The sequence below is a fragment of the Bacillus sp. SA1-12 genome, assembly GCF_000981385.1.
Taxonomy (GTDB): domain Bacteria; phylum Bacillota; class Bacilli; order Bacillales; family Bacillaceae; genus Metabacillus.
In genome coordinates this window covers 75,816-95,292 of sequence record NZ_LATZ01000004.1, presented here as the reverse complement: position 1 = coordinate 95,292, position 19,477 = coordinate 75,816, and the positions used below count along the sequence as shown (strand labels likewise).

The following is a 19,477-nucleotide window of genomic DNA, read 5'->3' as shown; positions in this document are numbered from 1 at the left end:
AGATATGTGACATCATTTTTTCGGAGGTGGTTGAGGATGAATTTTCGTATTGAAAGAGACACAATGGGTGAGATTCAAGTACCAGCTGATAAATATTGGGGAGCTCAAACACAACGCAGCAAGCAAAACTTTAAAATCGGCGAAGAAAAAATGCCAAGTGAGGTTATCATTGGTTTCGCTATTTTAAAACGAAGTGCGGCAAAGGTAAATGATTCACTAGGAAAGCTACATAATGAGAAGTCTCAAGCGATAATAAAAGCATGTGATGAAATCATTGAAGGCAAACTAAATGAACATTTTCCGCTTGTTGTATGGCAAACGGGAAGCGGAACACAAAGCAATATGAATGTAAATGAAGTGATTGCAAGAAGAGGCAATGAAATTCTTAAGGAAAAAGGAATTGATGCCGTTATTCATCCGAATGATGATGTGAATATGAGCCAGAGCTCAAATGATACATTTCCGACTGCCATGCATATTGCGGGGGTGCTGGCTGTCGAAGCGAATTTGCTTCCTGCGATTGAGAAACTTTCAGCAACGTTGGAAGAAAAAGTGAAGCAATTTAAGGGTATTGTCAAAATCGGCCGTACCCATTTGCAGGATGCAACCCCTTTAACTCTAGGGCAGGAAATTAGCGGCTGGGTCCATATGCTCCACCAAACAAAGGAAATGATCCAGCAGGCAACAGGATATATGAAAAATTTAGCCATTGGCGGCACTGCAGTAGGGACAGGAATCAATGCCCATCCTGAGTTTGGCAATCGAGTGGCAAAGGAAATCAGTGAGTATACAAAGAAGACGTTTCGATCTTCGGCAAATAAATTTCATGCATTAACAAGCCATGATGAAATTGTTTATGCACATGGCGCGTTAAAGGCTTTAGCGGCAAATTTAATGAAAATAGCAAATGATGTCCGCTGGCTGGCAAGCGGTCCGAGATGCGGAATTGGGGAAATTACCATTCCTGAAAACGAACCTGGAAGCTCAATTATGCCAGGAAAAGTTAATCCGACCCAAAGTGAGGCATTAACAATGGTTGCGGTTCAGGTAATGGGAAATGATGCGGCAATCGGTTTTGCAGCAAGCCAAGGAAACTTTGAATTAAATGTGTTTAAACCGATAATCATTTATAATTTCTTGCAGACGGTTCAACTTCTTTCAGATGCAATTATTTCCTTCCATGATAACTGTGCTGTCGGGATTGAAGCGAATCTGCCTGTCATTCAGCGTTATCTCAGTGATTCTTTAATGCTTGTAACAGCTTTAAACCCTTATATAGGATATGAAAATGCGGCTAAAATTGCCAAGTTGGCACATAGAGAAGGGATCACATTAAAAGAAGCAGCTGTTCAATTGAACCTTTTAACTGAGGAACAGTTTAATCAATATGTAAAGCCTGAGGAAATGACTTATCCAAAAGCATAACAAAACTGACTAACTGTTTAGGAAACAGAGACAGGAATTTAAGGAGTATAAAAGATCAAATCCTTGATTGTAATAGCGAAATATCATATCGTGGCTGACCCTGTGAAATGTCAGGAGCAGGATAAGAGACAAAATTGATGGATGGTCTCTGAGTAATATCTTTTAGCATCTTCAATTATTTAAAAATCCTTAAAATACTGTTTCAAAAAAGCACAAGAATTTTCGAATGGAAATCCCTTGTGCTTTTTATTAAATTAAGAAACAGTTCTCCAAAAATAATTCTATTAACTACAATGCCAAAGGAATTTCCGTATAAAAAGCTGCACCATTCTCCTCATTTACCGCCCAAACCTTTGCACCGTGTAGATCGGCAATTCGTTTTACGATGCTTAAGCCGATGCCAAATTCACCTTTATGTCCTTTTTGGAAAGGCTCAAAAAGCTGTTCCATAATCCCCTCATCAATGGATGGACCATCATTCCAGAAACGGAGCAGAGTTGCCTGATTTGTTTTCGTAATCGAAATTGAAATGACATTTTTTGCATAGCGCAAGGAATTTTCTAGCAGGTTTTCGATCAGCTTTTCCCATTGTTCAACATCACCTAATATTTGTGCTTCTTCCAAGCGAAGCTGCCAGTTAAGTTCGGCTTTTGCCCATTTAATTCGCTCCACTTCATCACTGACAAGCTGATCAAGGCGAAATAATGCTTTTGTTGGCTTACGCGTTGATAAGAAATCGAGCTTTGTTAAATATAGCAAATCCTTGATTTTTTTCTCGAGTTTTTCGGACTCCTCCTCGATAACATCCATCGTACTTGTTAAATCACCTTTAGGAAAGATGCCATCATTGACCGATTTGGCATAGCCCCGAATCACCATAACCGGTGTTTTTAAGTCATGTGAAATGTTTTGCAGCAAGGTTTGTTGGGCTTCATCTTTCCGGACAAGATGCTGCCGCATTTTTTCAATGGTATGTCCGAGCTTGCCAATTTCATCATTTCGATCCACTTCAACAGGTTCATGCCATGCTTGTTCAGAAATATCCTTGACATGCTTTTCAAGCTTAACAAGAGGCTTTGATAAGTATCGTGCGAGCCAAATTGAAGGGATCCAGCTCAATAAAAAGACAATAAACATAACGACCATTAATTGCCGGAAAAGTGTAAATACGAGATCATTTCGGTATGAATCCCAAGAGTACGATAAGAGATAGCTTGGTTCGCCATTCACCGTTAAATTCTTTCGTATCACATAAAAGAGGGTTTGGTCTTTTATGTTTTTTTCATACCTCGCCGTTGAATTTGTTTGATTGGCTGCTAAGTCCTGAGTCTGTCTAATAAAATCAAGTGGTAATTCATCAGAATATAAGAAAAACGGACTTTGAAAGGGAACCACTACATGTGAAACAGATCGGTCTTTTTTCTTGTCTCTTACTAATTCATTGTTATCGGGGTTTCCATATTCGGTTAACACGAGCTGTTCATTTTCAATGGTTTTATAGATTTCCTTCGTGAAAAATCCTCTTAAGGTCGTTGGAAAAAGAATAACCAGTAATAAGGAGGTAACAAGGAGAATCCCTGAAAAAACTATCCATATTTGAAAGGCTAATGATTTATTTTTCATCCCTTTAACATCCTGTACCCAAACCCATAGATTGTTTCAAGCTTGAGATCGGGCATTTTTTTTCGAAGCCGCCTAACAAGATCATCGACCACCCGATCTGTACCAAAGTAATCTTGCCCCCAAAGATTCGTTAAGATTTGCTCTCTTGAAAATGCTTGGCCTTGATTGTGCAGGAACAACTGCAGCAAATCAAATTCCTTTGAGGTCAGGTTCACTTCCTCCCCGTTTAGGTAAGCGATCCTTAACTGTTCATCAATATGGTATGGGGGAAGATTTGTCAGTGTATTCGTTTCCTCTGTATAGGTTCTTGATAAAAGCTTTTGCGCACGAATGACGAGCTCTCTCGGCAAAAAGGGCTTTGATATATAATCATCACTGCCTAATTCCAGCCCTAAGACACGATCAATATCCGCATCCCTCGCTGATATAAAGATCACTGGAATTTCTGGTGTTGCTGTTTTAATTTCCCGAATTAATTGATAGCCATCAATATCCGGAAGCATAATATCTAAAATCCATAAATGAGGCGGACGATTAATCAAGTTTCTTGCATCAATTCCCGTTAAACATGATGTGACCGACCATCCTTCATTTTTTAAATACATTGTTAGCAGTTCATTTAAGTTTTTTTCATCCTCGACAAGATAGATGGTAAAGCTCATAGGTTCACTTCCTCTCAAAGGTATTATACATCGTACTTTTATGTATGGATGCTCTTTTCACAATTTCCCATAATTCTTTCATTTTTATCCCAAACTCGTTTAGTATAGTTACATTATAAGAAAGGACAACGTTAAATTCGAAGGAAGGAATTCAATTATGAAAGCTATCATTTTAACAGGAGTTTCACTATTATTTATTTTAATTGTCATAGGCGGATATGTTAGCTCAGGAGCTTAATCTTTTATCATATAAACAAAAACATAGGAGGAACAAAGAATGGGATATTATGATGAAACAGATATTACACGTGAAAAGACCAAACCGCGCAGAAGCATCAAACCTTTTTTTTCATCGTTAGTTAGTGGTGTGATCGGCGGAGCACTTGTACTTGGAGTAACAACATATACAGACCAAAAAGAAAATCCAACCTCGGTTGCTGATACCAATTCGGTTGAAGCATCCGTACAAAAGGATGGTCAAGACAAATCTTCTGCAGTCACCACACAAGAACTGTCCAGCAATACAAATTCAATTGCTGATATGGTGGAAAATTTATCACCGGCGATTGTTGGAATCACCAATAAGCAAGCAAGCGGAGCCGATATGTTTGGAAATACACAAGGTGAAAGTGTAGAAAGCGGAACTGGCTCAGGTGTTATCTTTAAGAAGGAGGAGAATGCGGCATATGTTATTACAAATAATCATGTAATTGAAGGTGCACAGTCGATTGAGGTCACACTATTTAATGGAGAGAAAGTGGCTGCAGAATTAGTTGGAGCAGATGCGTTAACAGATATCGCTGTTTTAAAAATTGATTCCAAACAGGTTACCACTGTTGCTGAATTAGGTGATTCATCTGAACTTCGCACAGGGGAAAATGTCATTGCGATTGGGAACCCATTAGGAGAAGAATTCACAAGAACAGTTACCCAGGGCATTATTAGCGGTGTGGACCGGACAATTGATGTGACTACTTCTGAAGGTGATTGGGCCTTAAATGTTATTCAAACTGACGCAGCCATTAATCCAGGTAATAGCGGCGGACCGCTGATTAATATGAGTGGAGAGGTCATTGGAATTAACAGCTTGAAAATCAGTGAAAATGGTGTTGAAGGATTAGGATTTGCAATTCCGAGTAACGATGTTATCCCAATTGCTGAAGAGCTAATGAAAAATGGTAAGATACAAAGACCATTTATCGGCGTAGGGCTCCTAGAAATGAGTGAAATTCCAGAGTATTATTTACAGCAAAACATGCAGCTCCCAGATAATGTAACAGGAGGCGTAATTGTTGGAAATGTTCAACAAGGATCACCAGCCGATGAAGCAGGCTTAAAGCAACAGGACGTCATTATCGCAATGGATGACAAAGAGATCGGTTCAGCAAGTGAATTAAGAAAATATCTTTACACTGAGAAAAAAATTGGTGAAGAAGTGAAACTAACCATTTATCGTGCAGGAGAAAAAATGGATGTTACACTTAAGCTTGTCAACCGTGATGGAACAAATGCTTAAGTAAGGTAGGGGATTAACACGTTACTCTTCATATAGATGTTCCGAACTGACCAAAGGATCTTTTGGCTTGTCAAAGCTGGATCTCCTTTCGGTCAGTTTTTTGCATATTCATCTTCGTTTACGGGAATGGTTATAATCGAGGAGTGATGGAAATGGAGAAGAAATCGAACCAAGTAAACCCCGATCAAATTGCACCAGGTATGGATGATGGCGAAGAATTAAATGAAAAAGCAACACAAGAGGAAATTGAAAAAGGGGAGTCAACAAAAGTTGTTACTTTATCATATGATGAGGTCGATCCTTCCTGAGAAGGAGACATCTTTTTTAGCAAAAAACAACATTAATTATTTCTTATAAGGAGTGGAAAGGGATGGATAAAAAACCAAAAGTGGATAGCAATCAAATTGCAGGAAGGCATTATGAAGCAGAAGATTATAAACGCCAAGACGAACTGTCTGAAGGTTTGGCAACGACCCATGAACAAGCGTCAGATGATTATATGGAAGGTACAATTGATGCAAATTTTGAAGAGAATGTTGATCATTCTAAAGGAAGCGCAAGAAAGGATAACCAATAAGCATTTTACATAGGAGGCTGTCTCAAGGATTTTGAGACAGCCTCTTTTTTAGAACTAAAAAATGGGTTCTTCAATTTAGCTTTGTGAATAACGAATAAAATCAAAGCGCATATATTAGTTATGTGTCGTGACACTTAAACCAGAAAGAGGTGAACAGGAATGGGAAATGAAGGTGGATATGCAGGAGGTTTTGCATTAATTGTTGTTTTGTTCATCTTGTTAATCATCGTGGGTGCTGCTTACGTTTGGGGCGGATACTAAGTTAAATATGATACTGGAATAAAAGAGCCTGCTTTTAGCAGGTTCTTTTCATACTTTTTAAAAATAGAAATGTTTGAAAAAATAATCGTGTAAACTTAGAATATAAAGTAATAAATATGAAGATTTTTACATACTAACCATACATCGTATCTAAGAGTGATTATGAAAAAGCTATGGAAGGAGAACAACATGAATAGCGTAAAGGCGAGGAGAGAGAGAGACAAGCTTAAGGTTTTCTTAGAGAATAGCGGTTTTTTTAATCAACAAATATTCGAGGAACACCCTGATGGATATTATGCCTTAGATAAAGAGGGTAGATTCGCGCAAGTGAACAAGGAATTTGAACGAGTAACCGGCTATTCAAAACAAGACTTGAACGGTCTATTTTACAAGGATCTCCTTGGAAGTGATTGTGTGAAATCGGTAGATGCTTCTATTCAGAAGATTCTTAAAGGAGAAATACAAAATTATCAATGTACGATTATCACAAATAGTCATACAAAATTGGTTTTACAAGTGACAAACACACCTATTATCGTTGATGATGAAGTTGTTGGCGTCTATGGGATTGCTAAAGATATGACAGACTATCTTGCTCAAGAACGCAAGCTGCATGAATGGGAGCAGCTTTATTGTACGCTGGTCAATCATATTCCATATGGTATCATGGTTATTAGGGAAGCTAGGATTGAAAATGTAAATCAAGAAGCTGTTTTTCTACTAGGTACTGTCAATAAAGAAGAGATTATTGGGAAGGATATTTATCAATTTATTCCTTCAAGTCATAAATCCTCATTTGTCCATTATCTGCAAAAATCAGATGAAGGTTTTCCTTCTGATCTGCTTGAAGAAAAAATAGTTCAGGTGACTGGAAAAGAAATAGATGTTGAAATAAAGATGATTCCTGCTGTTAGAGGGGATAAGCCTGCCATCTATTTTATTATGAGAGATATTACAGAGCGAAAGCTGGCACACGAATTAATGATGAATTCAGAAAAACTTTCCGTAGCGGGACAATTAGCTGCTGGAATTGCCCATGAAATCCGAAATCCGATAACAGCGATAAAAGGATTTTTGCAGCTGATGGAAGGCAGTGAACAGTATCAAAAGGAGTTTTTTTCGGTTATTTCAGCTGAAATTAACCGGATCGAATTAATATTAAGTGAACTTTTAGCATTGGCAAAACCTCCACAAGAACATTACCGACATAAGAATATATGCAGTATTTTACAGCATGTTGTCGCCCTGACTCGCTCACAGGCCATTTTACATAATATACATATTCACATGAGTTTTAAAGAGAAACAGCTAGAAGTTTTATGTGATGAAAATAAATTAAAACAGGTATTTATTAATTTTATAAAGAATGCTATTGAAGCGATGCCTAATGGTGGAAATATAACCGTATGTGCTGAGTCAGTTAGAAATGGTTCGGTTATTGTCAAAATTACTGATGAAGGCACGGGTATCCCAAAAGAGCTGTTAAGCAAAATCGGCAAGCCGTTTTTTACGACAAAAGAAAATGGTACAGGATTAGGGATTATGGTTAGCTACGAAATTATTAAACATCATAACGGTGAAGTTAAAATAGATAGTCATCCAACAGGGACAACCATCTCTGTTATTCTGCCAATCTTAATCGATGACAATAATAAGAGCTATGGTTTGCCCTTATAACGTGTGTCTTAAAAAGAGGATAGAAAGAGGAATTCATATGGAAATTACGACAAATAGATTAATTATTGTACCATGTAAAGAAGAATTATTAAGTGATGATGTTGATGTGAGTGATCATATAAACTTTTATTTACATGAAATTGAAAGCGATCCTAGTTTAATAGGGTGGGGCGTTTGGCTTGTATTTCTTAAGGAAACGAATCAATTTATTGGAGATATTGGCTTCAAAGGAAAGCCGCATAATGGTGTAGTTGAAATCGGCTATGGGATTCTTAACGAAGCCCAAAATAACGGATATGCAACAGAGGCCATGGAGGCACTTATCCATTGGGCCTTCCAAACAAAAGAGGTAGTGACAATTACAGCAGAATGCTTAAGTGATAACAAACCATCGATCCGGGTCCTTGAAAAGCTGGCCATGTTAAAAACAGATGAAGATGAGGAAATGATGTATTGGGAGAGAAATCTTGAGCATTAATCGAAAAGCGAAAACGACTTGCTCAGCTTTTTTGCCTTCCATTCTAATTTTGCTAAACTTGCGATGCTAGGCGCTGGACCTAGACAATAAAACCAGTATAAAGCCTATCTTTTAAAAGCACAATTTTGGTTGTGCCTTTTTTTTTATTTTCTAACTACTAGAATAAAGTGATCCTATACATAATTAATAAAATATCCCTTCTCCTCATACATTTTAATTAATATGGTTTGGGAGGAGTTACATGAAAACTTTTGAAGAAGCAGCTGTATTTGAACATCAATTTTGGCTTCAGATTTTAGGGGATCATGCCAGGTTTATTTTAAATTCTTTGGCTGTCAGCGAACAGGATGATATAAAAAAAGCGAGGCAGTTTCAGCATATTTTTGATACGCTGCTTAAAAAGGCAAGGGAACTGACGGATCTGCAATCTTTGACATTGGAAGCGGAGGAGTATGCACGCGAACTCCGACGGTTTAAACTCTCTTTAATTAAAAGGCATCTTGTTGGAAAGATATCTATTTATTTAACGCCAACGTTCCTTAATCATATGGTGAACGAGCTTGAGGAATATTTGCTTGTTCTCACGTATTTAAAAAGGAAAGAAAAGCCGCCTGTTTTTCATGAGCTCCATCATCATTTATTATGGCTGCTGGATGCCTCGGGTCATGCAGGGGCAATATCAGACACGCTTGATCGTACGGAAAAAGAGCTGAAACTTAAAAGTGAGCTTTTTGCAAAGCAATTTGAGGATTTCTATCTAAAAGCCGTTGAATTGTCAGGTTATTTAAGAGCCAATATAGATTCCTTTCCTGCACTGAGGAAAATGAATAGAGATGTTAAGCTTGAAATCGAGTTATTTAGAGGCTTTTTAGCTGAGGTGGAAGAAATGGAATTATCTAATGAAATGTTAAGCACCTTTTCACCTTTAATGGCCGATCATATGTTGAGAGAGGAATGCTACTACTTAATGAAGGTAGCAGAGGCAACGAGTACGAAGAAGCCTGATTGTGATCCAACGAAGCCGAGATTAGAAGCATAATAGTGAGAGTCCCTTTTATTCGGAGCTTAAAGGGACTCTTTTGCCATTCCATTGTGCAAGGTGCGGAGTAGCAACGCCAATTAAAATCATTAACACGCATGCCAATTGACTGGCTGACACCTTTTCATGAAGAATAGTGGATGAGGCGATTACGGCTGTTGGCAGCTCAGCAGCTCCTAATATTGTTGCAATACCTGGACCGATTTTAGGGTTCCGATAGAAAAAAAGTAAAACAGGTAAAAGGACCCCAAAGAAACCCAGAAGACTACCAAATACCCATAATCCACTACCTAAAGATCCATTTAGGATAAATTCCGGTGAAACAACAGCAATTAAAAATAGAATGCTCCTAAGGACATAAAAAAGCTTCTTGTTAAAGCAGGTAAATGAACAGCAATTCTTCCGCTCAAAAAAATAAAGAACGTAAATGAAACTACTGAGAGCAGCCCGTATATAATCCCTGATGCTTGCAAATCTAAGAGATTATTTAACCCTCCGCCTGCTAGAAACGTTCCGATAAATAAGAGGGTAATAGCCAGAAGCTTTTCTTTGCCAGGTGTTTTTCTATTAGTTATTGCATCGATCACAATGCCGATCCAGATAAATTGAAATAATAGCATTACCGCGATGGATGCCGGCACGGTTTCTAGAGATTTTCCATAAAGCAGCCCCGTGAGACTGGGGGTTATCCCGGCAAGTAATAAAAAGCAGATATCTTTTAAAGAAAAAGCTTTTTAAGAATAGATATGGGATGAATAAAAAGATAAAGACAAATAAATATTGACTGCCAATTACTTTAGAAACCGTATACCCTTCTTAATAAGCAAGCTTAACGATAACGGATAGAATACCGTAGCTGCATGCTCCAAGAAGAACTAAACTAGAGTATTTCAACAGTTTTCACACTGGAAAAATTCCTTTAATAGGGAATAAATTTAAGACCGATTGTAGCAGAAATAATCATTGCAATAAATAATAATCGTTTCCAACCTGCTGATTCACCAAAGAAAAGGATGCCCATTAATGCACTTCCGACGGTCCCTATTCCTGTCCAAACTGCATAGGATGTTCCCATTGAAATGGTCTTCATAGCAGTTGAAAGCAAAAGGAAGCTCAATGCAAATCCAGCGACCATATATACGATATTGATGAATGTTTTTTTTCTATTAAACTTGGAAATCGCAGCAACGCCTGCAATCTCGCAAAAGCCTGCTAAAATAAGAAAAATCCAATCCATGATTTTATGCCTCCTTTTCTTGAACCTCGCGCTCACTAGTTACTACTTTCAAGCCGATCACGCCGGAAATAAGAACGGTACATAATGCGATTTTCACCCAGTTAAAGGGATAATTAAAAAAGACAATTTCCGCAAGTACTGTCCCAGCTGCACCTAAACCGGTAAAGACGGCATAAACGGTGCTGACCGGTAATGAATTTGTTGCTTTTATGAGCAAATAAAAGCTAACGATAATAGCGATAAATGTACCAATCCATGCGAGAGGATCTTGAGCGTGCTTTAATCCAGCTACCCAGCTAACCTCAAAAAATCCCGCTATATAAACGAGCAGCCACTTTTTATTCATATTCAGATCCCCCTTTAGAAGCAATTCCTTGCCAATAAACCTTCCAACCAGCATTTAATCTCCGTTGAAACCGTTCATTTCCGCTGTACAAAAGCTCAACTAAAACGGCATCACTTAGGCCAATAAAGGCGATTAGGGCATCATTTATGCTCACTGCCTCATTTAAGCTTTGTTTATTTTCCTTAAAGAGCTCGACTAGAATGTCCTCCAATTCATCATAATAATGATAAATACTATCCATTACTTGATCATAAAGGTGATTTGGCGGTAAAAAGCCCATCCTAAGTAAAAATTTTGTGTCAGCCTGCTTTTCATATCGATTACTATACTCTTGAAGAAATTGGAAAAGTCTTTTCTCCAAGGGGAGTTGCTTATTTTTTATAAAGAAGCTTTTAATGTATTCTTTTTCCTGAATCAGCACCTCATTCATGACCGTTAGGAATAATTCATCCTTATTGGCAAAATGGGTGTAAATTGATTGTTTTTTTATTCCAACCTCGCTTGCGATCGCGGATAAGGAAGTTCCCTCATAACCGCTGTTAGCAAAGTGAATTAATGCTGCCATCTTAATTTTGCTTGCTGACATGCCTCTCACCCTTCCTGACGTTCGTCAGTTTCTTAGTATAAATGTCCAATAAAAAAGTGTCAATGTAAAAAATGGCAAAAAGATAAGACTGGGTACTTTTACCTATCATTATTTATCCATGATATTGCTTTTTTTATTCCAACCTTGTTATTCTATTGAAAGTGGTGTTTGAGATAATTGCCGTTCCATGTAAAAAATACTGAGGAGTATGCAACATGAATATAAACCTATTTCAATATATCCTTATTTTGCCCCTGTGCTTATTCATCTTTCCTTCAATAATAACTGCTGAAACAGTAGAAACCAATAATATCCAGTTAAATAGTCAATCCGCGATATTGATAGAAGCAAACTCAGGTCAAGTTTTATATGAAAAAAACAGCCAAGATAAACTTCCGCCAGCCAGCATTACAAAAATTGCAACAGCTATTTATGCTATAGAAAAGGGAAACCTCGATGATCTTGTTACTGTAAGTGAAGAGGCCAGGAATGTCGATGGAACCCGCGTATACTTAGAGGAAGGTGAACAAGTCCCTTTAATCAGACTGATACAAGGGCTTGTGATCAATTCTGGAAATGATGCGGGTGTCGCAATTGCTGAGCATTTAGGCGGGTCTGTAGATGAATTTATTATCGATTTTAACCAGTATCTCCAGGAAGAAATTGGGGTTGAGAATACACATTTTACGAATCCGCATGGGCTTTATGATCCTGAGCATGTGACAACAGCTGAGGATATGGCTAAGATTACTCAATATGCAATGAAAAATGATACTTTTCGTGAGATTTTTAATACAGCAGAGCTTCCGTGGGATGGTGAAACATGGGATACAACCCTCATTAATCACCATATGATGGTGCGTGATCAATCGTATGAAGGAATAACCGGCGGGAAGAATGGGTTCGTCACTGAAGCGGGGTTCACACTTGTGACGACGGCTGAACGCAAAAATTTAAGCTTGATTGTAGTCACGTTAAACACAAAGTCTGACGAACAATCGTATGAAGATACGGAAGCATTAATGGATTACGGGTTCCATCATTTTGAAACAGAAAAAATCGCAGAAAATAGTCAGTTTGAAGATGAGTTAGAGAACCACTATGTGACAAATGAGGACATCTCCTTTACCAAAAAAATCGGTGAGCTAACAGAGGATGAGATTCTTTCCTCAGGAATGTTAGTCATAAAGGGAGAGGATGGGAGAACCATTCAAGAGCAAAAGCTGACATTAGTGGATACAACAGAAAAAAATGAACAAGTGGATAGTAAAGTAGTAGCTTCTCCTCTGCCGGAAGAAGAGCTGAATCATGAAGACCATCTATCTTTTCTAGTTCCCGTTGCGCTTTTGATTACTTTATTCATTTCGAGTATGTTTTTATTACAGGTTAGAAGGTTGTAAGAGGATAATCTTTTTGCATAATGCAGCTTATTCAGCTATAATTTAGTAAGATTCTATTCTTTTATGAAAGAAGTGTTCAAGAATGAACTTAGGCTTCGGCGAAATTATGCTTATTGTATTTGTCGCTTTACTATTATTCGGTCCAAAGAAGCTGCCTGAGTTAGGAAAGGCTGCTGGAAAAACCTTAAGAGAATTTAAACGGGCCACCAAAGGTCTGATGGATGATGAGGACGATACTTCTGTAAAAAAGTAATGATCGATCGATTTTGATAATTTATGGGACATGGCATCAGCCAATGTCTCTTTTTCTTGTTAAATTTGTTATAAAACATTTGAATTGAACGTATTTTTATAAGTAATAAAGAAAGCGCTAGTTCCTTGAGCATAAATTTCTGGAAATGGGGCTGCTCGAGGTCTTTATCCCTTGCCTTGCACTTTCTTTAGGCTTGAGTGCCTTAAGACTTTATCCTTTTCAGCGAAAAAATTCCATTTTTCTAAAGGAGGCATGTATCGTGCAAACACCAATGTACAAGAACAGTTGGAATCTCGAAACGATCTTCAAAGGGGGCAGTCATTCATCCGAATTTACCAGTTATATCGCTGAGATAGAACAACTTGCTGAAGAGTTTGAGAAAATGACGAAGAATTGGCCGGCAGAGTTTGCTGTATCTGACATAAAGCATTTATTAGACACGTTGGATAAAATCACGTACATAAAAATTAAATTAGAACAGGCTGGATCATTTGTTAGCTGCTTGCAGGCGCAAAATACTTCAGATGCACAGGCAAATCTCCTCCGGTCGAAGGTAACAGCCATTGGTTCAACCTTCAAGAAGACAGCGCTTACCTTCGAACAACTGCTTGGTAATATGGACCAAGCTGTATGGGACGAATTACTAACAGACAAGCGATTACATGGACTTTCATTTGTATTGAATGAAATGCGCAATCATACGAAGGAAAGGCTTTCAGTTGATAAAGAACAATTGGTTCAAGGCTTGTCAGTTGACGGCTATTTTGGCTGGGAACACCTATATGATCTTTTGGTCGCAAAGATTAACATTCCATTTGAAGAAAACGATGAGGTCAAGTTATTATCGGTTGGCCAAGCCGCAAATAAATTTTCAGAAAAAGATCGTTCAGTTCGTAAATCCCTCTTTACTAATTGGGAAAAAGCCTGGGAGACACAGGCAGATTTGTTTGCTGAGACATTAAATCGAATAGCTGGCTTCCGCTTAACTGTTTATCATGAGAGAGGCTGGACAGATCCTTTAAAAGAACCGCTTGCAATAAATCGAATGAAAAAAGAAACGCTTGATACGATGTGGCAGGTTATTTCAGAACATAAACAGCCCCTAGTCAACTATATAAAGCGGAAAGCAGAACGATTGGGTATAAATAATCTTAGCTGGTATGATGTGGAGGCCCCAATTGTGGAAACTGATCATTCAGAGGTGACCTATCAAGAGGGATCTCAATTTATTTTAGAGCAGTTTAGCAAATTCGGGCCAAATTTAACGGAGTTTACTAAAAAGGCATTTGAACAGGAGTGGATTGAAGCTGAAGACCGTCCAGGAAAAGCACCAGGGGGATTTTGCACAGGCTTCCCTGATAGCAATGAATCACGGATTTTTATGACGTTCTCTGGCTCACCAGGAAATGTTTCAACACTTGCCCATGAATTAGGTCATGCGTTCCATTCCTTTGCGATGAACAGTGTACATCCGCTTAACTGTGATTATGCCATGAATGTAGCAGAGACTGCCTCAACATTTGCCGAAATGATTGTTGCCGATGCTGCGGTAAAACAAGCAAAAACCAAAGCAGAAAGACTTGCTTTGCTGGAGGATAAATTACAACGAAGTGTTGCATTGCTTATGAATATCCATGCCCGCTTTTTATTCGAAACTAGGTTTTATGAAGAAAGAAAGGCAGGCTATGTTTCAAGTAAAAGATTATCAGAAATGATGGTGGAAGCTCAAAAAGAGGCTTACTGTGACGCGTTGGAAGAGTACCACCCGCATTTTTGGGCGTCAAAGCTGCACTTCTATATAACCGATGTGCCATTTTATAATTTCCCGTATACATTTGGTTATTTATTTTCACTTGGCCTTTATGCAAAAGCGCTTGAGGAAGGGGAAGCCTTTGAAAAGCAATATATCGCTCTGTTAAAGGATACTGGTTCTATGACTGTTGAAGAGCTGGCTTCAAAGCATTTGTCAGTAGACTTAACCAAACGAGAATTTTGGGAGAAAGCTGTTCAAATGGCTGTAAGTGATGTAGAAGAATTTATAGAGTTAACTAATTAAAAAGGTAGAAATGGTTTTCTTTTAGAAAAGAAAGGGAATAGATCATAAAGTGTGACTTCCATGCATGTGGAGTTACTGCCCGTAGACTTGGGTAAATGTAAGAAACAGGGGTGGTCAAATTGAAGTTAGCAACGAAGATTATTATCGGCTTGATCGCAGGGGCAGTTGTTGGATTACTCTTAAATATTTTTTCTCCTGACTTATTCAACACACTTAATACCTTTTTATTTACACCATTAGGAAAAATCTTTTTGAATTTAATCAATATGCTTGTGGTTCCAATTGTGTTTTTCTCCATCACACTTGGGGTTGCAGGGCTTGGAGATCCGAAAAAGCTTGGAAGAATCGGATTTAAGACCATTACATTTTTTCTAGTGACAACGGCAATTGCCATTATAATCGGATTAGCTCTTTCAATGATTATTCAACCAGGAAATGTCGGCAACTTTGATACAGAGGGAGCAAAATTTGAAGCGGAAGAGGCTCCATCAACTGCTGATACGTTGTTGAATATCGTCCCTACTAATCCAATCAAGGCATTTGCAGAAGGAAATATGCTGCAAATTATCGTGTTTTCGATTTTTGTTGGCTATGGGATAACGATGTTAGGAAAGAAATCAAGCACCTTGCTAAATGTTGTTGAGCAGGGTAATGACTTGATGATGTTTTTAGTCAACTTGGTGATGAAGTTTGCTCCATATGGTACGTTTGGATTAATCGCAACAGCTGTCGGCAGTCAAGGTCTACCGGCAATTAAAGCAATGGGCTTATACATGAGTGTTGTCGTCTTAGCCCTCATAATTCATGCGATTGTCACTTATGGATCAGCAGTGTTTTTCTTGGCAAAATACAATCCAATAACGTTTTTCAAAAAGTTTGCACCGGCAATGAGTGTTGCCTTTAGTACATCAAGCAGTAATGCAACCTTGCCTGTTTCCATGGAAACGGCGCAAAAGGAGTTAAACGTACCTGAATCGATCAGCAGTTTTGTTCAGCCGCTTGGTGCAACAATTAATATGGATGGTACAGCGATTATGCAAGGTGTGGCAACGATTTTTATTGCACAGGTTTACGGAGTATCATTATCTCCAATAGAGCTTGTTACCGTAGTACTAACAGCTGTATTGGCTAGCATCGGAACTGCTGGGGTGCCAGGAGTAGGGTTAATCATGCTAGCAATGGTATTGAACTCAGTAAACTTGCCTGTCGCTGGAATCGGTTTAATATTAGGGATTGACCGTTTATTAGATATGGCACGTACAGCCATTAATATTACAGGTGATGCAGCATGTGCCTTATATGTCTCTGAAACAGAGAAAAAGCATATGAATCTAAAAGAGGAAAGCGGCTTATAACAAATAGAATGGGGCTGTCTCAACCAAAAGGTTTAACCCTTTAATTGAGACAGCCCCATTTTTTAAATAGACGACGAATATACGGCTGGTATTGGTTTCATCCTATGATTAGGAAAGGTCATCTATTAAGTGAAAATCGGAAAGAAGGAATGTTCGTTGAAAAAGCAATTTGCTGTATTTGGATTAGGCCGTTTCGGAGGAACTTTAGTGAAAGAGTTCCATGAGCTGGGTATAGAGGTACTGGCCATTGATAAAGATGAAGAAAAGGTTCAGCAATATGCAGCATTTGCGACACATGCTGTAAAGGCAAACGCTATTGATGAGACACTCTTAAAACAGCTTGGCGTGAGAAATGTTGATCATGCCTTTGTTTCATTTGGTGATGATATTGAAGCAAGTATTTTAACTTCTTTAATCCTGAAAGAATTAGAAATTCCCCAGGTGTGGGCTAAGGCTCATAATGATTATCACCATAAGGTGCTGGTTAAGATTGGGGTCAATCGGGTGATTCATCCGGAAAGAGATATGGCGAAAAGAATTGCTCATCATATTATTTCTGAAAAAATGATCGATTATATTGAACTATCAAGAGAGTATAGCATGGTCGAGGTGGTCGCCACAAAAAAATTAAATAACAAAACATTGCTTGATTTAGACATCCCATCAAAGTTTGGCTGCGCGATTGTCGGGATTCAGCGCGGGGAGGAGATTTGTGTATCACCAAGTGCAAATGAAAAAATTTCAATGGGTGATGTACTGTTAATCATTGGTAAGAATAAGGACATTATTCATTTTGAAGAAGACGGAATGTAAGGATTTAATAAAAAATAGGGCTCTCCCTTTGAAGGCCCTTATAGCTGTGAAAGAAACAGTGAGCATAATAAACCAAGGGAAGCGATTAAACCAACAATCGCACCACCTTCTTCAAACGCTTCCGGCATCATCGTTGATGCAACCATTGCCATAATTCCTCCTGCAGCAAAAGCAGAAATAAACGATAGGATGGCTGTGGATGTGTTTTGCAGGAGCGAATAGCCCAGTAATGAACTAAATGCAGCGAGAAATACAACAATTAGCCACATCGAAATGAGCAATTTTTTACTATAGCCGTCTTTTTTTAAACCGACCGTACTTGAAAGACCCTCAGGAAAGTTACTGATAAAAACAGCAATAACCATTAAGTAGCTAACAGAGCCCTGCTCGAGTAAGCTGACCCCAATAATAACCGATTCCGGTATGGCATCAATAATAGTCCCAATAAAAATCGATAGCCCGGAGTGATTGGTGTTCCGCTTTTTTGTCCGTTTCCTCTCGTTACCGCCTCTTTTCGTGATGATTGCTTCTGATATGGTAAAAACGGATGCGCCTGATATAAACCCAACCGATGTTGCCATAAGACCACCTTCTTTGACAGCTTCAAAAAGCAACTCAAAAGAAGCAGCTCCAATTAAAACACCAGTACCAAACGACATGATTAGACCTGTTATTTTTTTAGGTAAATCAGTTAGCAGCCCGATAAGTGCACCAATTAAAATGGAAGAACCGGCAAATGCTCCCCAAAGACCAGCTTGAAGCAAATTTCTCATCTCCTGTCACTTCTTTTGGTGTTATTTTCCCCGAGTTTCTTTAGAAAAAACAAAGAAATACGCAAATAGTCAAGAACAAAAGCGCGAGCATTTAACAGCTTTAAGATAAGCTAAACAATTGAGGGCTAGGGCCTTTAATCAGAAAGTGCAACATTAATCGCCCTGACTGTACTTGCACATCCTGTGTGTCGGAGCTTGATTCCGAAACATTATCTACCCTTTAAACATTTTAATCATTTCCTAAGCAATAATAAAAGCGGCTAACATATGTCAGCCGCTTAAGCTCTATTCAGTTAAAATCTTTTCAAGATCGTCTAATAATTTATTTGCTGCAATGACACCGCCTGCTGTGTTCCAAATAGCGTCATCTACCTTGTAAGCTTTGCCTTCTTTTACAACATTAAGATTCTTCCAAAGAGGATCATTTGTCCATTCTTCCTCAGTTTTTGTTGCTTCTGTATCACCAGGAGGTGCAAATGTGAAATAGAAAAGAATATCCGCATCCATTTGCGGGATGACTTCTTTTCCTACCTCACGGACAAATAAGTCATCTGGGTTATCGGTAAATAATTCTTGTACAGTACTTGAATGTTTTAATCCGAGCTTATCGAAAATAACGCCAGAGAATGTGTCTGTATAATAGACTCTTGTTAAACCAGCCATAAAGCGAACAACAGATACAGATTGATCTAATTTATCTCCCGCAGTTTCTTTTACTTCAGAAACATGTGCTTCAAATTCATCAATTACTTTTTTACCTTCTTCTTCACGATTTAATGCTTTAGCATATAATTTGAAGTTTTCCTGCCAGTCGCCTCTTAATGTTTCTGAAAAAACAGTTGGTGCAATCGCGCTTAATTTCTCATAAACTTTTTCCTGCCGCATTTTGTTACCGATAATGAGATCAGGCTGAAGAGCCGCAATTGCTTCGATATTTACTTCGCTTTCTGTACCTACAACTTCAACACCTTCCATATCTTTAGAAATGTGCTCATACCAAGGTTCACCTAAATGTGATTGTACAGCCCCTACAGGCTTAACACCCATTGCTAGAAGGGCTTCAGTTCCTTCATTAGTTAAAATGACAACTTTTTTTGGAGTTCCTTTAATTTCAGTTGAACCCATTGCATGTTCAATTGTGTAGGCTTCTTCAGTCTTTGCATCAGTACCTCCCTCAGCTCCTTGAGATTCAGTACCTTCTTCTTCTGCATTATTGCCGCAAGCAGCTAATAAAAGCATAACAATACTTAATACGAATAATGATAGCCAAGATTTTTTATATGTAGCAGCTTTCATTGTTTGTCCTCCTCAACATGATAATCATTTTCATTTACAAAGAGAATGATAAAAGTTCTCAAGTAAAATGTCAATATTTAATTGAAAATGATTTTCAAGATCAA

Annotated in this window: 22 protein-coding genes; 13 read left to right on the top strand and 9 right to left on the bottom strand. The window is 38.3% G+C overall.

The genetic code is table 11. The features are described 5' to 3' along the window. The first annotated feature begins 36 nt into the window (after positions 1 to 36). Positions 37 to 1,425, top strand: coding sequence for a class II fumarate hydratase (gene fumC, locus WQ54_RS04005; protein WP_046512471.1), 1,389 nt, complete (start codon positions 37 to 39; stop codon positions 1,423 to 1,425). A 288-nt stretch (positions 1,426 to 1,713) separates the two neighbouring features. Here the strand turns inward: fumC and WQ54_RS04000 are convergent, their stop codons facing one another. Then, a complete protein-coding gene (locus WQ54_RS04000; protein WP_046512469.1) occupies positions 1,714 to 3,048 on the bottom strand; it encodes a HAMP domain-containing sensor histidine kinase in 1,335 nt (444 codons plus the stop codon). Next, positions 3,045 to 3,710, bottom strand: coding sequence for a response regulator transcription factor (locus WQ54_RS03995; RefSeq protein WP_046512466.1), 666 nt, complete (start codon positions 3,708 to 3,710; stop codon positions 3,045 to 3,047). The genes WQ54_RS04000 and WQ54_RS03995 overlap by 4 nt, the downstream gene beginning before the upstream one ends. 277 nt (positions 3,711 to 3,987) lie before the next feature. Here WQ54_RS03995 and WQ54_RS03990 point away from each other — a divergent pair, with 277 nt between their 5' ends. From WQ54_RS03990 to WQ54_RS03970, 7 genes are all read left to right on the top strand, one after another. Continuing rightward, positions 3,988 to 5,226, top strand: a complete 1,239-nt coding sequence (locus WQ54_RS03990; protein WP_046512464.1) for a S1C family serine protease — start codon at positions 3,988 to 3,990, stop codon at positions 5,224 to 5,226. 152 nt (positions 5,227 to 5,378) lie between these two features. After that, complete coding sequence (locus WQ54_RS34205; protein ID WP_197089531.1) at positions 5,379 to 5,534, top strand: hypothetical protein; 156 nt, start codon at positions 5,379 to 5,381, stop codon at positions 5,532 to 5,534. Between the two features lie 62 nt (positions 5,535 to 5,596). Continuing rightward, on the top strand, positions 5,597 to 5,803 hold the full coding sequence (locus WQ54_RS03985) for a YozQ family protein (RefSeq protein WP_046512461.1): 207 nt from the start codon (positions 5,597 to 5,599) through the stop codon (positions 5,801 to 5,803). Between the two features lie 159 nt (positions 5,804 to 5,962). Further along, positions 5,963 to 6,064, top strand: coding sequence for a YjcZ family sporulation protein (locus WQ54_RS32400; protein WP_084821816.1), 102 nt, complete (start codon positions 5,963 to 5,965; stop codon positions 6,062 to 6,064). Between the two features lie 189 nt (positions 6,065 to 6,253). Next, on the top strand, positions 6,254 to 7,741 hold the full coding sequence (locus tag WQ54_RS03980; RefSeq protein ID WP_046512459.1) for a PAS domain S-box protein: 1,488 nt from the start codon (positions 6,254 to 6,256) through the stop codon (positions 7,739 to 7,741). 37 nt (positions 7,742 to 7,778) lie between these two features. Continuing rightward, positions 7,779 to 8,219 (top strand): GNAT family N-acetyltransferase, encoded by a 441-nt coding sequence (locus tag WQ54_RS03975; RefSeq protein WP_046512456.1) that lies wholly within the window; start codon positions 7,779 to 7,781, stop codon positions 8,217 to 8,219. 241 nt (positions 8,220 to 8,460) lie between these two features. Next, positions 8,461 to 9,258: a DUF2935 domain-containing protein gene (locus WQ54_RS03970; protein ID WP_046512454.1), complete on the top strand. Its 798-nt coding sequence runs from the start codon at positions 8,461 to 8,463 to the stop codon at positions 9,256 to 9,258. 15 nt (positions 9,259 to 9,273) lie between these two features. On the opposite strand, the gene WQ54_RS34555 is transcribed toward WQ54_RS03970, so the two are convergent. From WQ54_RS34555 to WQ54_RS03950, 5 genes are all read right to left on the bottom strand, one after another. Further along, positions 9,274 to 9,567 carry an EamA family transporter gene (locus tag WQ54_RS34555; protein WP_231597447.1) on the bottom strand — a complete coding sequence of 98 codons (294 nt, stop codon included), beginning with the start codon at positions 9,565 to 9,567 and terminating at the stop codon, positions 9,274 to 9,276. Positions 9,568 to 9,590: 23 nt separating this feature from the next. Further along, positions 9,591 to 9,899, bottom strand: coding sequence for a hypothetical protein (locus WQ54_RS34550; protein WP_052737645.1), 309 nt, complete (start codon positions 9,897 to 9,899; stop codon positions 9,591 to 9,593). A 278-nt stretch (positions 9,900 to 10,177) separates the two neighbouring features. Next, positions 10,178 to 10,495, bottom strand: a complete 318-nt coding sequence (locus tag WQ54_RS03960; RefSeq protein ID WP_046512451.1) for a multidrug efflux SMR transporter — start codon at positions 10,493 to 10,495, stop codon at positions 10,178 to 10,180. A 4-nt stretch (positions 10,496 to 10,499) separates the two neighbouring features. Continuing rightward, positions 10,500 to 10,841: a multidrug efflux SMR transporter gene (locus tag WQ54_RS03955; protein ID WP_046512449.1), complete on the bottom strand. Its 342-nt coding sequence runs from the start codon at positions 10,839 to 10,841 to the stop codon at positions 10,500 to 10,502. Next, positions 10,834 to 11,427: a TetR/AcrR family transcriptional regulator gene (locus WQ54_RS03950; protein WP_046512447.1), complete on the bottom strand. Its 594-nt coding sequence runs from the start codon at positions 11,425 to 11,427 to the stop codon at positions 10,834 to 10,836. The genes WQ54_RS03955 and WQ54_RS03950 overlap by 8 nt, the downstream gene beginning before the upstream one ends. 215 nt (positions 11,428 to 11,642) lie before the next feature. Here WQ54_RS03950 and WQ54_RS03945 point away from each other — a divergent pair, with 215 nt between their 5' ends. The 5 genes from WQ54_RS03945 (at position 11,643) to WQ54_RS03925 (ending at position 17,304) form a co-directional block, all read left to right on the top strand. After that, complete coding sequence (locus WQ54_RS03945; RefSeq protein ID WP_046512444.1) at positions 11,643 to 12,827, top strand: D-alanyl-D-alanine carboxypeptidase family protein; 1,185 nt, start codon at positions 11,643 to 11,645, stop codon at positions 12,825 to 12,827. Positions 12,828 to 12,909: 82 nt separating this feature from the next. Then, entirely contained in the window at positions 12,910 to 13,080 is a 171-nt protein-coding gene (locus tag WQ54_RS03940; protein WP_046512441.1) for a twin-arginine translocase TatA/TatE family subunit, read from the top strand. Between the two features lie 271 nt (positions 13,081 to 13,351). Next, on the top strand, positions 13,352 to 15,136 hold the full coding sequence (locus WQ54_RS03935) for a M3 family oligoendopeptidase (protein ID WP_046512753.1): 1,785 nt from the start codon (positions 13,352 to 13,354) through the stop codon (positions 15,134 to 15,136). 119 nt (positions 15,137 to 15,255) lie between these two features. After that, positions 15,256 to 16,491: a dicarboxylate/amino acid:cation symporter gene (locus WQ54_RS03930; RefSeq protein ID WP_046512439.1), complete on the top strand. Its 1,236-nt coding sequence runs from the start codon at positions 15,256 to 15,258 to the stop codon at positions 16,489 to 16,491. Positions 16,492 to 16,647: 156 nt separating this feature from the next. Further along, entirely contained in the window at positions 16,648 to 17,304 is a 657-nt protein-coding gene (locus WQ54_RS03925) for a TrkA family potassium uptake protein (protein WP_046512436.1), read from the top strand. A 38-nt stretch (positions 17,305 to 17,342) separates the two neighbouring features. Here WQ54_RS03925 and WQ54_RS03920 read toward each other — a convergent pair whose 3' ends face one another. Both WQ54_RS03920 and WQ54_RS03915 read right to left on the bottom strand, forming a co-directional pair. Beyond that, positions 17,343 to 18,068, bottom strand: a complete 726-nt coding sequence (locus tag WQ54_RS03920) for a ZIP family metal transporter (protein ID WP_046512433.1) — start codon at positions 18,066 to 18,068, stop codon at positions 17,343 to 17,345. Between the two features lie 294 nt (positions 18,069 to 18,362). After that, positions 18,363 to 19,373 (bottom strand): ABC transporter substrate-binding protein, encoded by a 1,011-nt coding sequence (locus WQ54_RS03915; protein WP_046512430.1) that lies wholly within the window; start codon positions 19,371 to 19,373, stop codon positions 18,363 to 18,365. Positions 19,374 to 19,477 lie beyond the last annotated feature (104 nt).